The 13,852-nt window shown below is 67.3% G+C and carries 8 protein-coding genes; 4 read left to right on the top strand and 4 right to left on the bottom strand.

The annotated features are described in order from the left end of the window. Positions 1–239: 239 nt before the first annotated feature. Together CV1CTNOD_RS22710 and CV1CTNOD_RS22715 are read right to left on the bottom strand one after the other, a co-directional pair. Positions 240–1,166 (bottom strand): TauD/TfdA dioxygenase family protein, encoded by a 927-nt coding sequence (locus tag CV1CTNOD_RS22710; RefSeq protein WP_131787988.1) that lies wholly within the window; start codon positions 1,164–1,166, stop codon positions 240–242. Positions 1,167–1,796: 630 nt separating this feature from the next. After that, a complete protein-coding gene (locus tag CV1CTNOD_RS22715) occupies positions 1,797–3,029 on the bottom strand; it encodes an ROK family transcriptional regulator (RefSeq protein WP_131787989.1) in 1,233 nt (410 codons plus the stop codon). Between the two features lie 875 nt (positions 3,030–3,904). Between CV1CTNOD_RS22715 and CV1CTNOD_RS27485 the strand changes: the two genes are divergently transcribed. The 4 genes from CV1CTNOD_RS27485 (at position 3,905) to CV1CTNOD_RS22735 (ending at position 9,540) form a co-directional block, all read left to right on the top strand. Then, on the top strand, positions 3,905–5,179 hold the full coding sequence (locus tag CV1CTNOD_RS27485; RefSeq protein WP_131787990.1) for an efflux RND transporter periplasmic adaptor subunit: 1,275 nt from the start codon (positions 3,905–3,907) through the stop codon (positions 5,177–5,179). Between the two features lie 3 nt (positions 5,180–5,182). After that, entirely contained in the window at positions 5,183–6,073 is an 891-nt protein-coding gene (locus CV1CTNOD_RS22725; protein WP_131787991.1) for an ABC transporter ATP-binding protein, read from the top strand. Beyond that, positions 6,070–7,302 carry an ABC transporter permease gene (locus tag CV1CTNOD_RS22730; RefSeq protein WP_131787992.1) on the top strand — a complete coding sequence of 411 codons (1,233 nt, stop codon included), beginning with the start codon at positions 6,070–6,072 and terminating at the stop codon, positions 7,300–7,302. Before CV1CTNOD_RS22725 ends, CV1CTNOD_RS22730 begins: the two co-directional genes overlap by 4 nt. A gap of 177 nt (positions 7,303–7,479) precedes the next feature. Further along, positions 7,480–9,540: a biotin/lipoyl-binding protein gene (locus tag CV1CTNOD_RS22735; RefSeq protein ID WP_131787993.1), complete on the top strand. Its 2,061-nt coding sequence runs from the start codon at positions 7,480–7,482 to the stop codon at positions 9,538–9,540. 67 nt (positions 9,541–9,607) lie between these two features. On the opposite strand, the gene CV1CTNOD_RS22740 is transcribed toward CV1CTNOD_RS22735, so the two are convergent. Both CV1CTNOD_RS22740 and CV1CTNOD_RS22745 read right to left on the bottom strand, forming a co-directional pair. Continuing rightward, entirely contained in the window at positions 9,608–11,440 is a 1,833-nt protein-coding gene (locus CV1CTNOD_RS22740; protein ID WP_207386623.1) for a choline/carnitine O-acyltransferase, read from the bottom strand. Between the two features lie 1,028 nt (positions 11,441–12,468). Further along, the gene (locus tag CV1CTNOD_RS22745; protein WP_131787994.1) at positions 12,469–13,338 is read right to left on the bottom strand and encodes a HalD/BesD family halogenase; all 870 of its coding nucleotides are present in this window, start codon (positions 13,336–13,338) and stop codon (positions 12,469–12,471) included. Between the last annotated feature and the right edge of the window lie 514 nt (positions 13,339–13,852).

Consider the following 13,852-nt stretch of genomic DNA (forward strand, 5'->3'; position numbering starts at 1 on the left):
GCGGACAGCGGAGCCAGACGCCGCATGGGCCGTCGCCGGTAGGACATCAGGTCCTCCACATGAGAGGTCGTCCGGAGCAGGTGTGAGCACGCGATCCGGTGCGGTGAGCGGTAGCCGGTCGGCCGTGGCCGGCGACCTTGCAACGGTCGTCCGACCACGGCCGGTGTCATGCGGTGAGGCGCCCGTGCGCCCGACCGCCAGCCGGTCAACCTACGGTGACAATCAACCGGCGGTGGCAATCAGTTCGCGAGGAAGGGCTGCCCGGCCACGAGTTCCGCCTGCCGCCCGTCGACCCCGACCGGGATGTCCCCTTCCAGGGTGATCCGGTACAGCACGCGGTCGAAGTCGAGGTGGTTGAGATCGGACGGGCCCAGGTGCGCGGTCGCCCGGTTGTCCCAGAAAGCGACGTCACCCGGGCTCCAGCGGAAGCGCACCGTGTACTCGGGCCGGGCGATCTGCTCGTAGAACAGGTCGAGAATCCGATAGCTCTGACGCTGAGAAAACCCGATGATCTCGTTTTCCCCGGAGGTGAAGCTCGGGCTGACGAAAAGCGCCCGCTCGCCCGTTTCAGGGTGCACACGAACCACCGGGTGGATCGCCACCAGGGGATTTGACACGATCTTCTGCCCATAGGCGGTCCCCGCCAGGAGCCGGGGGTTGAAGCTGTGCTTGGCCCGTAGTCCGTCGGCGAACTTACGCAGCTCCTCCGGGAGGCCCTGATAGGCCGCGACCAGGTTGGTCCAGGCGGTGTCACCACCGTACGGGGGGACGATGTCGGCGCGCAGAATCGACCCGGCTGGCGGGTTCACCAACGCCGTGACGTCGGTGTGCCAGCCATTGTCGTAGGTGGCCCTCCGCTTGCCGAACTTCTCCACGTAACGGCGGCTGTCGATCGGCAGAATCTGCGGGAAACCCTCGGGTGGGGCATCCTCGTGCGGGTGAGCGGGAGTGATTTTACCGAACCTGGACCCGAAGGCGATCTGCTCGGCGTGACCGATGGACTGGTCGCGGAAGAACACGACCTTCCACCGCAGCAGCGCGGAACGGATCTCGGCGATCGCGGCGTCGTCGAGATCCTGGCTCAGGTCGACACCGTGAATCTCGGCTCCGGTGTGACCGGAAAGAGGCCGGACATCGATGCCCAGCTGTTGAGCGGTACTTGTCATCTCTGTGTACTCCAGACTGGTTGGCGCCAAGAGCGCACGACCATGTTTTTCGCGTGCTCGAAGACCCCGAGGAACCTACGTGGCCGAAAAGCACTCGATCATGAATTTCCGCACTCGGAGGCCGGCTGCGGACGGACGGGACACGGGCAGGTCGACAGTTCCTCCGGGGGAGATCGACCTCTGACACGGGTTGTTATGACAGCACCATCCAAGCGGTCGCGGAATCCAGGTAGTCATGGAACGAACAGCGGATTTCTGCCGCGGCCGACCCCTCCCGGAATGACCCGTTCCGGAACAATTCCGGCCCGCGTCGGCGTGTTCTCATGCATGCGCGAACGGATGATCCGACCGGCGGAATACGAGCAGTACGGGAAACGACGGCAGTAACCGGTGACCGGCCGGAGCCACCCGAAAGGGCACCTCGGCGCGATGACTCCACCGCCTACAAAAGAATCAACAACACCATGTCGTACGACGGGCGGAACAGGGGCGGGCGGCATGAATACCGCACTCAGGCAATACGCGCCCAAGCAATGTACACCCAAGCAGGGCGGGCCCGATGTTGCTCATGTTCCAATACTCATACCGCCGACCGGCCGGGTCAATGTTTACCGTTCGAGTGAAAATAACTCAGTCGGGGAGCCGGCTGCCCGGGGTAGCACGTGCCGGGCTCAGGCTGCGCGGGCTGCGATGGACGGCGTCCAGCACGGTTGCGCTCGCCGCAACCGCGAGGCTCTGCGGACCGAAGCGGGTGGGCAGCACGATGCGTTCAGGGCTGTCACACACACGCGAGTGCGCCGCGATCTGCTCGTACAGGTCGGTCAGCAGATCCGGCAGGAAGATTGCGGCGGCCTCGGTGAGTACCAGCACCTCCGGGTCGATCATGTCCAGCAGCAGGGCCACCACACGACCGATGACACGCAGCCGGTCCCGGAAGAGTGTCAGTACGCGGGGGTCCCCACAACGGGCCGCGTCCAGCAGGGTCCACATGTCGGCCTTCGAGATCATTCCTTCCTGGAACGCCCGCTCTACCAGGACCCGTTCCGAGATGGCAGCCTGCACGCAGCCGGACCGCCCGCAGGGGCAGCTCACCGACCTGTCCGCCAGCGGCAGGTGGGCGACGTCCCCGGCTCCGGAGTGCGGGCCCCAGTGCACCGCGCCACCGGTGGCGATCGCCGCGTCGACGACGTTCCCGACGAACAGGTGCACCAGACTGCGTCGCGCCCGCGGGTCCCCGAACATGATTTCCGCCTGGGCGAGGGCGCGGGCGTGGCTGTCCACATGGACCGGCAGGCCGGTCGCCGCGGCAAGCACCTGGCGGACCGGTACGTCGCGCCACCCCAGCAGACCATGCTCTATGATGACGCCACGCTGCGGATCCACCCATCCGCCGGTGACCACCCCCAGACCGAGCGGCCTGTTGCCTCGGGAGTGCCGCGCCACGAAGCCGGGAAGGTACTGGACGATCTGCCGCAGCACCTCGTGTGCGACACCCTGGTGCGGCACGTTCTCCTGGGCCACGACCTGGCCGCGTAGGTCCACCAGAGCGAAGGTGATGGCGTGGACCGCAATGTGCACCCCGCAGGCGAGGTGACGCTGGGTGTCGATATCCAGAGGGACGAACGGCCGGCCGGCACGCGGTGGGGTCGACGGCGCCGGCAGTTCGCGCAACAGTCCGAGAGAGATCAGATCCGCGGTCTGCCGCGACACCACGGCCGGACTCAGCCCGGTCGCACGACCGATGAGGGTGCGCGCCACCGGTCCGTGATCCAGCACGGCGCGCAGCACCGCCGCGGCGGAGCCCGTCGTGTCCGAATGGCCCACGGTCGCGGACGGCGCCGGGGACTGGTTCTGTACCGGCACGGCTGTCCTCCTCGCGCTGCGGTGATGCACGCAGACGCAGCAAGGCTGCGGATGTCGTCACGGCCCGCGTGGCAGGCAGACGTACGGACTCACGTCGCCTGTTCCGCGGGGGGATCAATCGATGGAGTCGACGCCCAGGTCAGGACTGACACCCCTCCCAGCGCCACCTGCGGGAGGACTGAGACGTCCGGGACGGGGAAGCAGACATCCGAGGGGCCTGGGTACGCCGAGAATCCAGCAGCGGCATCAGGCAGGTAGACAAAGCGCGCTCGCCACACGACGGAAGTCGACGTGTACACGGCAGACCAGATAGGTGTGCCGGCTCATGCGGTCGACGGTAGGCAACACCCGGATGCTTGTCAACCAGCCCAGTGGGGAATGCCTGTCCGCATCCTTGGTGTCGACCGTGGCCGCTGCGAGGGGCGGCGGGACTGCCGGGGCCGGGAGCACAGCCGGGAGCGCAGCCGGAGTTACCGTTGGGGCCGGCGTCGACGGACCTTGCGACACCGCGTCCCCGGTCCTCGGTCGCCGGTCGCCGGTCGCTTAAAACCTCCACCCACAGACGTGCCGGATCTCTACCAACAGACGTACCGGCCAACCAGGCCGGCAACGGCAGGCTCCGGCTCGCGCACCACGGCTGGGTAAAGCCACCGATCAGGAATTCCACCGAGTTTTCTCAGCAAATACCAAGGCTCCTCCGGGAAGCTGAGGCGCGCTGATCGCGGTCGGCAACTGATCGTGGCCAGCACCGGCCATGGTTATTCCTAGGTTCCCGAAGGCCTCCGAGCGCACGAAAAAACCATGATCGTGCACTCTTTGGCCGGCTGGATGCATAAGCGGGTCCGCCCCGTCCGTCGGGGCTTTCGGAGGAGCGGATGCAAATACGGCGTGCGCGCCCACGGATCGGACGCAGGACGCTCGCCCTGGGGGCGGTGGCTGTCGTTGTGATCGTGGCGGGCTCCATAACAATCGGCCTGGCGGTTTCCTCATCCGCCGGCAGTAGCAATCCACGCCTGGTGGCGGCAGGTCTCGGGACGATCCGGCAGGCGGTTTCGGCCGCTGGGGTCATCCAGGCCGCCCACCAGGCCGATCTGACCTTCGGTGTGTCAGGCAGGGTCACCGGCATTTCGGTCACCGTCGGCCAGCAGGTCACGGCGGGACAGGCGCTGGCCACGGTCGACTCGGCCGCGCTGGCGGCCTCGGTCGCGCAGGCCGAGGCCACCGTGGCCACCAGCGAGTCCCGCCTGTCCGCGGATCAGAGTGCCGGCGCGTCCGACGCGCAACTGAACGCGGACAACCAGGCCATCACCGCCGCGCGCAACGGGCTGGCCGCGGCGCAGCAGTCGCTGTCCCAGGCGACCCTGACCTCGCCGATCGCCGGTACGGTCGCGGCCGTCAACCTGACGGTCGGCCAGCAGGTCTCCGGTGGCGGCGCGACCGCGTCCGGCGGGACAGGCGGCACGGGCAGCGGGAGCGGTGGCGGGGACTCGGCGGCGGGGTCCGCTTCGACCACCTCGGCGTCGGCGTCGTCGGCGCAGGTCGTGGTGGTCGGCTCGGACGGCTACAAGATCGCGGCAGGCGTCGACGACACCCAGATTGGCGAGATCAAGACCGGGAACCAGGCGGTTATCACCCCGAACGGCGCCACCACGACGGTGTTCGGGACGGTTTCCACCGTCGGGCTGCTCCCGACCCAGAGCTCGGGAGTGGCGACGTACCCGGTGGCCATCGACGTCACCGGGACCCCGGCGGGATTGCATCTCGGGGCCAGCGCGCAGGTGCAGATCATCGTCCGGCAGCTGACCGACGTCCTGACGGTGCCGACCACGGCCCTGCACTACGCCGGCTCCCAGGCGCAGGTGTACCAGCTGGCCGGGAGCCAGCAGGTACCCCGGGCGGTGACGGTAGGTGTGAGTTCCGGTGGCGTCACGCAGATCACCGGTGGCCTGGCGGCCGGCGACATGGTGGTGATACCCGAGTCGGTCTCCTCCGGACGCACCGGTGGCGGCGGGGGAACCCCGAGCGGCCGCCCCGGCGGGTTCGGTGGTGGCGGCGGCGGATTCGGCGGGGGCGGCGGCGGATTCAGCGGGAGCGGGTTCAGCGGTGGCAGCGGGTTCGGTGGGGGCACCCGCGGTGGCGGGGCGGGCTGAGTCGTGACCGAGACCGGATCATCCTCCACGGAATCACTCTCCGCCGCAGGATCACTCTCCGCGGGATCGCCGGCCAGCCGGCCGCCCGTCATCGAACTGGACGGTGTCCGCAAGACCTACCGGACCGGCGCCTTCGAAGTGGAGGCGCTGCGCGGTGTCAACCTGCGTATCTCCGCGGGAGAGTACATCGCGATCATGGGTCCGTCAGGGTCGGGCAAGTCGACTCTGATGCACATTCTCGGCTGTCTCGACGTGCCCACCGCGGGCGGCTACCGCCTTGCCGGCGAGGACGTCAACCAGATGCCAGAGGAGGATCTCGCCGAGATCCGCAACCGGCGGATCGGCTTCGTCTTCCAACAGTTCAACCTGCTCCCCACATTGTCCGCGTGGCGCAACGTGGAACTGCCGTTGTGCTATGCCGGGACGGGACGGGCGCAGCGTCGCGCCCGGGCGATCGAGGCGCTGGAAAAGGTGGGTCTGCAAGACAGGATCGCCCACCGCCCGAACGAGCTGTCCGGCGGCCAGCAGCAACGGGTCGCCGTCGCCCGTGCGCTGGTCACCGATCCCGCGCTCATCCTCGCCGACGAACCAACCGGCAACCTCGACAGCGCGTCCACCCAGGACGTGCTCAGCCTGCTCAATGAGCTGCACGCCTCCGGTCGCACGATCGTGCTCATCACCCACGACCCCGAGGTCGCCGCCACCGCCGGCCGGGTGGTGCGGATCCGCGACGGTGACATCCAGGACGACACGGGGCCTGGTCACCAAGCCGGCTCCGCTGCCGGGCCCGGCTCCGCATCCGGTACCGCCGCCAGGTCCGGGAACACCGGCACCGGCACCGGGAACGCGGTCCGCGGCGATTCGGCCCCGCTCACCTGGGAGGTTCGCCAGTGAGCTGGCTAGAGACGCTACGCATCGGACTTGAAGCGGTACGTACCCATCGGTCGCGTTCGGCTCTGACCGTCCTCGGGATTCTCATCGGTATCGCCGCGGTCATCCTCACCGTCGGTCTCGGCCAGGGCGCCCAGAACCAGGTCCGCGACCAGATCAACTCCCTGGGCAGCAATCTGCTCGTGGTCACGCCGGGCAGCACCACCAGCAGCAACGGCATCCGGGGCGGCTTCGGCTCGGCCTCGACGCTGACCGTGCAGGACGCCGAAGCGCTGGCCTCGAAGGACGTCGCTCCGGATATCGCCGCGGTCGCGCCGGCCAGCCAGCGCAGCCTGTCGCTGACGGCCGGCACGTCGAACTGGACCACCACGGTCGTCGGAACAACGCCCGACTGGCTGTCGGTCCGGGCCCGGAAGATCAATTCCGGTCGCTTCATCACCAGCCAGGACGTCACCAGCCATGCCGCGGTCGTCGTGCTCGCGGCCACCACCGCCGAGCAGCTGTTCGGTGGTCGCAACCCGATCGGCGCGACCGTGGCGGTCTCCGGGGTTTCCATGCAGGTGGTCGGGACGCTCACCGCGGCCGGTTCGTCCGCCACGGCCAACGAGGACGACCAGGCGATCCTCCCGATCAGCACCGCGGCGAACCGGGTGTTCGGTGGCGCGACCCGCAGCTCCGTGCAGAACATCTACCTGGAGGCGTCGTCGTCGAAGACGCTGTCCGCCGCCTACCAGGAGGCCAACAACACACTGCTCGCGCTGCACCGCATCAGCACCCCCACCGGCGCTGACTTCACCATCGCCAGCCAGCAGTCCATCCTGTCCGCCGCCACCTCGGTGGACCGGACCCTGACCGTGCTGCTCGGCGGGATCGCGGCGATCTCGCTGCTCGTCGGCGGCATCGGCGTGATGAACATCATGCTGGTCTCCGTCACCGAACGCATCCGAGAGATCGGTCTACGCAAAGCGCTGGGGGCGCCACCCCGGGTGATCAGGAGCCAGTTCCTGGTGGAGGCGTCCGTCCTCGGCCTGGCCGGCGGGCTCGCCGGTACCGCCCTCGGACTGGTGGGAGCCGCACTGCTCCCCCATCTGATCTCCCAGCGGATCGACATCTCACTCCCCGCAACCGTCGGCGCGATCATCGTCGCGGTGGGGATCGGAGTCGGGTTCGGCGTCTACCCCGCCAGCAGAGCCGCCCGGCTGGCCCCCATCGACGCACTGCGCAGCGAATGATGATCCGTCAGTCTCCGGCCCTGCTCCACACCCAGGGCCACGATCAGGAAAACGAGTCCACCGTGCCCGAACACGGCATGCCCCCACACGGCGTGCCCGCGCCTGCGGGCATCGTCACCCAGCCTGCCCAGCCCGCATCCCGATCCCGCCGTCCTCGCATCCCCGGGGGGTCCGCCAATGGCTGACCGGACTTCCCGAGACCGGCGACACCGGCTGCGTCGCAGGACGACGGTGATCGCCGTCATCGTCGTCGTCGGCGGGGTCGGCGGCGGAGCTCTCGCCGCCACGGCAGCCTCGGGCGGGCCGTCCTACCGGACCGCGGTGGTCACCCACCGCACCGTCGAGGCGACGTTGAACTCCACCGGCACCGTGACGCCCGTCAACCAGGCATCAGTGAGTTTTCCCGTCGGCGGGCGGGTGGCGCAGGTTCCCGTGGCCGTCGGCCAGCATGTGACAACGGGCGACGTCCTGGCCGAACTCGACACGTCATCCCTGGCCGCCTCGCTGGACAACGCCCGGTCCACACTCGCCTCGGCGCAGGCGAAACTCGCCGCCGACCAGGCCAGCCAGACCGCCGCCGGCACGACCTCGGCCTCCGCGCCGGCGTCGGCGTCGACCGGAACCGGCGGGGTCAGCGGGGCGGTGTTCGTCACCTCGCGTCAGGCCGGCATCCAGAGTGCGAGTCATGTGACCGCAAGCGGGACCGCGGCCGGCGAGCCACAGGCCGGGACCGCCAACAGCGCGGGGACGACCGGGGGCGCGAACTCGGCCGAGGATCTCGTCAAGCACTACCAGCAACAACTGCTGACCGACCAGCACGCCGCCGACACGCTCCTTTACCAGATCCAGGCCGATCTCACCCACGAGCAGTCGGTGTGCCGGTCGTTCCTGGACAGCCTGCGCCGTGCCGGAGATGACTCCCCCGGCGCGGGGGTACCCGGCGCCGCACAGAGCAGCGGGAGTTCGGGTGAGGTCACCGGGACTCCGGGTCCCACGCCGTCACCGGGTACCGCAGCGTTGTCAGGTACCGCAGCGGCCACAGGTCCGGCGCCCGACGGCACGGACTGTGCGACGCTGCTCAAGCAGGTCCTCACCGAGCAGGAGACCCTCAACGACCGTCTGCACGCTGTGGCGGCAGACGTGGCTGCCCTCGACGCCGCGGTCGCGCAGCTGCTGGCCCAGTCCCCGGGACGGCAACAGTCCCCAGAGCAGCAGTCCCCAGGGGGGCAATCGGGCACAGGCACAGACGCTGGCCGACCGTCGTCCAGCCCGACCGGAACCGGGGCGGGAACCGGTGGCACGAACGGGACCGCGGGGACGGACACCGGCGGAAGCAAGAGCGCACGCGGTGGCACACCCACGGGTGGTGGCCCAGCGGGGAGCAACACGCTGGCGGGTGGCTCGGCGGGCCGGTCCGGCACAACGTCGGGGGCCTCCCGCACACCGGCGTCAGCCGCCCAGATCGCCGCCGACCAGGCCTCGGTCGACGCGGCCAACGCCATGCTCCTGGTGGCCCAGCAGAGCCTGGATCAGGCACGGATGATCAGCCCGATCAGCGGCTTGGTGGCCGTCGTCAACATCGCACCCGGCCAGTCCGTCAGTGGCGGGTCGGGCACAGCGACGATCGTCGTGCTGAACCCGGGTTCCATGCAGGTGACGACAACCGCCAGTGACAGCAACATCGCCGCCGTGAAGATCGGCGCCAAGGTCACGGTCACCCCGGACGGCACCAGTTCTCCGCTGGCGGGCACCGTGGTGGCGATCGGCCTGCTTCCGGCGGCGTCCACGACCTCCGGCGGGACAGCATCGTCGGGCTCTTCGGGATCGTCGGGCGGGGTGACCTATCCGGTGACCATTGGCCTGAACAGCGACGGCGGGCAGCTGTTCGCCGGCTCGGGCGCGGCCGTCTCCATCGTCGTCTCCAGCGCGGCGAACGCACTTGCCGTACCGACGTCAGCCGTGCTGAGAATCGGTAACCGTCACGTCGTATCCGTATTGCGGGACGGCAAGGCGACCAGCCTGCCGGTGGAGGTGGGCGCGGTCGGCGCAACCTTCACCCAGGTGACGTCCGGACTGTCCGAAGGGGACAGGGTCGTCCTGGCAGATCTGAATGCCCCACTGCCCACCAGCAACACCACGCTGCGTGGCCTCGGCGGCGCGGGCCGCGCCGGACCGACCGGCGGCGGCTTGGGTGGTGGCGGCCTCATCGTCGGTGGTGGCGGCGGACGGAACGGGTAGCGGCGACCCGCTCCGTCCGCCACAGCGATCAGGAACTACCGGTACTCGACGAATGAGTTGGGGGGTGTCAGTCCTCCGGGTTCTCGGTGGCGAGCAGGTCCTGCAGTTCACGGACTGCTTCCTGGAGCCTGTCGGCAAACGTGGACATCTGGTCGGCCGCCTGGAGCGGCGTGCTCAGGTAAAGATTGAAATGGTCGGGAAGCAACACATAGGCGATACCGATACACCGGTTGCTGGTCGACCCGAAACCGAAGTACTCGATATTGACCGACGGCGCGGAGCTGGTGCTCAGGTAGTCGTCCCGCATCTTGAGCCAGCCCGGGGTCTCGTACAGGGCAAGCGGCGCGGTCACCCCCAGCTCCTCGCCGCGCCGCTTCTGGATGAGCTGCAGCTCCCACAGATGCTGCTCGGGCGCTTGTCCGGCCTGGCACTGCTTCGCCCGTTCCACATGTTTTTCGGCGGCTGCCCGAAACGCTGCCCTGCGGGTCACCACATCCGCCGCGGGGTCGTCCATCGTGGCCACGAACCGCAGCACTTCGGGCGTGACGACACGCATCGCCTCCGTGCGCCCGCGCCGGTACTGCCGCGTGGCGATCGACTCGTATGTGGCGCCCACCAGTCCTTTGGCCCGCTTGTGAGCGAGTTGATAGGCCAGCTGCACGAATGCGTCCGGCGATATCCGCAGTTGTTTGGCGCGTTTTCCACCGAAATCGTCGAACGACAGGATGGACGTGGCGGTGTCAGCCCCGTACGCCGCGAACGAGGCGCCGGCGGCCCGCACGTCGGCCTGCAGGTCACCGTCCAGCACGAACTCGATGGCCTTGACGTTCGGCAGACCCTGGGGACTGGCCCCCGACTGCGCCGAGTGCTCCTCGGGCGAGGCACCCAGCAGCGCGTCGACGAAGCTGAGGATCGTGGTCCCGTCCAGACCGCAGTGCTCGATGTTGATGCCCGCCGTGCCGTCCTCGAAGACAATCAGGGACACGGCCTTGTCGAACCAGCGATTACCGCTGTCACCATGAAGCATCTGGTCGCACGCCGTCAGGGTGTCCTTGGGCGTGAAGTCCTCCAGACATACACAGAACAGCGCGGTTTCCACCTCGTCGAGCGCGTCGGCATTACTGGGATGGCGGGCAAGCAGCGCCTGCCGGCTGGCCGCCCACTCCGCCCGGGCCTTGGTGGTGAGATGCCCGACGGACGTCTCCGGCGTGGCCCTCGTCGCACCGGCCTTTATGATCGTCTGCAGCCCGGCCACGAGGTCGTCTAACGTGTGGGGCCGACCGTCCGGACCCAGCACGTCCAGACGGAAGATGTTTCCGCGGAAGAACACCACAACGTGACGTGCCCGGGACGGACCCGGCCACTGCTCGCTGTAGGGCGCACGGACGGTGTCCTGCACAATTCCGGGTATCCGCGTCGTGGAGAACAGGAACTTGTTCTGCTCCATCGACAGCGGCCGTCCCCGCTGGACGGCCGGCGCAATGCGTTCGTCGTCGAGCTGCAGCTTGTAGTTGACGGCCGCGGCGATGAGACCGGCCGCCCGGTCCACCTGTCCCAGATCCGCATGCTTGAACAGGAAGAAGAAGTTCGCGTTGAGCGCTATACGGTCGCGGCGTCCCAGGTAGCGGGACGGCCAGAACGTGTCGAGCCAGCTGTGCACGTCCTCGCCGGCGTTGTATTGCTCGAGTGCCTCGTGGAGCCGGCGACCGGGACCGTCCGGTCGCCGGAACGAGGCCACCGCCGCCTCGGTCTCCGTCAGCTCGTCCGCGGTCAGCAGCGGTGCACACCACTCGAGGAATCTCTCGCAGCTTTCCTCCAGCGGGGGCAACGGCACCCGCGGCAGGAGATTTTCATTGCCAAAGGTACGAGTGGACAATTCCTGGTTATCGTTCAATTTGATCCTCGACCTCGGTGGTTGTGGGGACCTGGATGATTCCTTGTTCGTTGCGAGGTCGATGACCACGCAACCGTTCGTGCCGCGCGGCCGGGAGACGTAGAGCTGCGCGTAAAGCCAGCCGTCGGTTTCCAGACCGCGCGGGTCCACTCCGACGTTCCACAGGGTATCCAGGACGAGCGACTGCTCCTCCGGGGAGGCGAACCGCCGCTGCTTGAACATGCGTTCGAGATGAACGGTCTCGTATCCCAATCCGGCCAGGCTCTCCGCAACAGGCGCGAACGGGAACATCCGCAGGACGAAATGTGCCATCCACGGTCTACGCTCGCCGTTTGCGCCGACCACCCGCGCGATGGTCCGGTCGCTGACGTAGCCGATGCAGCCGGTGGAGATGACGAGATCCGCATCGGTGAGCTGCTGGCGTTGTCGCTGCGTGGGGTCGCGCTCCTCCAGGTCGGCGTACACCGCGTCATCGATGAACCCGGCCGAGCGCGCGTACGAAAGGGCGTGCTGTGAGGTGTCGAGGCCCACGAACCGGGTCCGCCGCAGGCGGTCACGCGACCGGATCAGCTCCCGGTCGCGGGTCAGCAGCGTGTCGCGGGTCTGCGTACGGGCGTCGCCGTCACAGTAACGCCCATACAGCTCCTCCATGGTCGCGTCACATTTCAACAGAGCTGCGTTGATACCGTAGGAGCAACCGATGTCCAGGATGTTCGGAGCGGGGTTCCGGTGTGCTTCCTGGTACTCTTGAATGATTTTCCTGAAATATGGTTTGGCCAACTGCGGGATACAGTAGTCGAGCTTGCGCAACGTGTCGAAGTAGGCGCGTGGGTCGGGTTGCGTGTAGATGTGATCGAGCGAAACTTTTCCGGTGGCATCAAAATGCACGGGCTGCGTTCCTCCTTGGATCACAGAACGGGCAACGGACCGGCATCGGGTTCGGGTTCGGATCGCCGGCCCCGGGCCGCATATGGCAGATCTCCGATCGCGCGGATCATCCCTCCCCACATCGACCGATGCCCGCCGGACCCGGCCTAATCCAGTAGTCGGTCGCCCCGCACAGCGTGTCCAGCGGCCGCCAGATGCTGGGGGAGCACCCGGCCGAAAAGCTGCCTCGTCCGCTCCACGCTGCCGATCACTCCGGGCCGTTCGCTGTATGCGAAGATCGCCGAGTGGCGCGCAGTCCCGCCCCGCACAGAGCTCACCCGGTGCATTGAATAACGACCCTTGAACAACTGAAGGTCACCCGGATACAGGGGCAGGCGACGGATCAGGTGCCCACCGCGGCCGGCCAATACGGCCCGAACGTCGTCAAAATTTTCCGCCTCCGCGGACCTGATATCCGGACAGTACTCGAACACGCCGCCGGCCTGCGACTCCTGCGTGAGCAGGCTCACCGCGAACTCATTTGTGTCGAAGTGCCATGGATGCTCCATTTCCGGGGTGACGACATTGAGACACAGCCCGGCCAGGGGGTCCGCGAGCTCGTAAACGTGGGGCAGCTCGAAACAACTGGCGACAAAATGCTGAAACAGTTCGCTGGAATAGAGCTGATGGATGGCAAAATCGTCGGGAATGCGATCACTCGCTACAAAGGCGTTGCCACGTCGCATGGCCATGCGACCCGGATGATCCGCCGGCAGAGACGCGTCAGCAGCGATGTTGTAGGCATTGACGGTTTCGACGTCATAATACGCCAGAGGAGCAATCGCAGCGCATTCCAGCCGCAATTCTTCACGCCGCGAGGACCGAATAAAACTGGACAGTACGCTGCATCCGAAATTTTGCAGTTCATACCGGGCACGAGAAACCACGTACTTCCAACCGGCGCTTGTCGGCTCCGCCAGGGGATAGCGAGCCGTGTTGACCATCTGCCCGACCACCCGAGCTTCCGACATACTCATGAGGCTCTCCTCCATCTGGCGGACTCACCGCTGCGAAGCGGGACATCGCAACCGGTCCGGCGATCCTCGTGTTCGACGTCCATGCAGTGCCAGTTGTACGATCCGCACACTGTCAAGGCCATCACCTCCCGCGAGCAGACCGCGTCCACAGCGCCTTCTCATTCTTCTCGACTACCTCGGATACGCCAAGAGCACCCGGGGACACGGACACGGGAGAAACATGATCGCACCGCCTTTGGCCCATTAGCACATCGTTGCCCTCGATTCATTGCCATGAAGTCGCTTGTGATGTGCGACACCAATCTCGAAAACACGCCCAATGATCATAATCAGTTCGGATCCCCCCTGGTCGTCGTCCTTGACGTTCATTTTGGATCCGTCGGCAGCCACATCCAACAGTCACAGCGAGTGAGAAGCAAGCACATTGGGCGAGCTTGTGTAGACGCAGGGTGATTATTGGGCGAGTAGCAGATGAGTATCGGGTTGACGTCGGTGCCACGGCCGGCCGGGTGGG

The sequence above is a fragment of the Protofrankia symbiont of Coriaria ruscifolia genome (genome assembly GCF_900634745.1).
Classification (GTDB): domain Bacteria; phylum Actinomycetota; class Actinomycetes; order Frankiales; family Frankiaceae; genus Protofrankia; species Protofrankia californiensis.

Coding starts and splice junctions, on each gene's coding strand:
- CV1CTNOD_RS22710 (WP_131787988.1), bottom strand. CDS start 1,166: ATGACAAGTACCGCTCAACAGCTGGGCATCGATGTCCGGCCTCTTTCC.
- CV1CTNOD_RS22745 (WP_131787994.1), bottom strand. CDS start 13,338: ATGAGTATGTCGGAAGCTCGGGTGGTCGGGCAGATGGTCAACACGGCT.
- CV1CTNOD_RS22735 (WP_131787993.1), top strand. CDS start 7,480: ATGGCTGACCGGACTTCCCGAGACCGGCGACACCGGCTGCGTCGCAGG.
- CV1CTNOD_RS27485 (WP_131787990.1), top strand. CDS start 3,905: ATGCAAATACGGCGTGCGCGCCCACGGATCGGACGCAGGACGCTCGCC.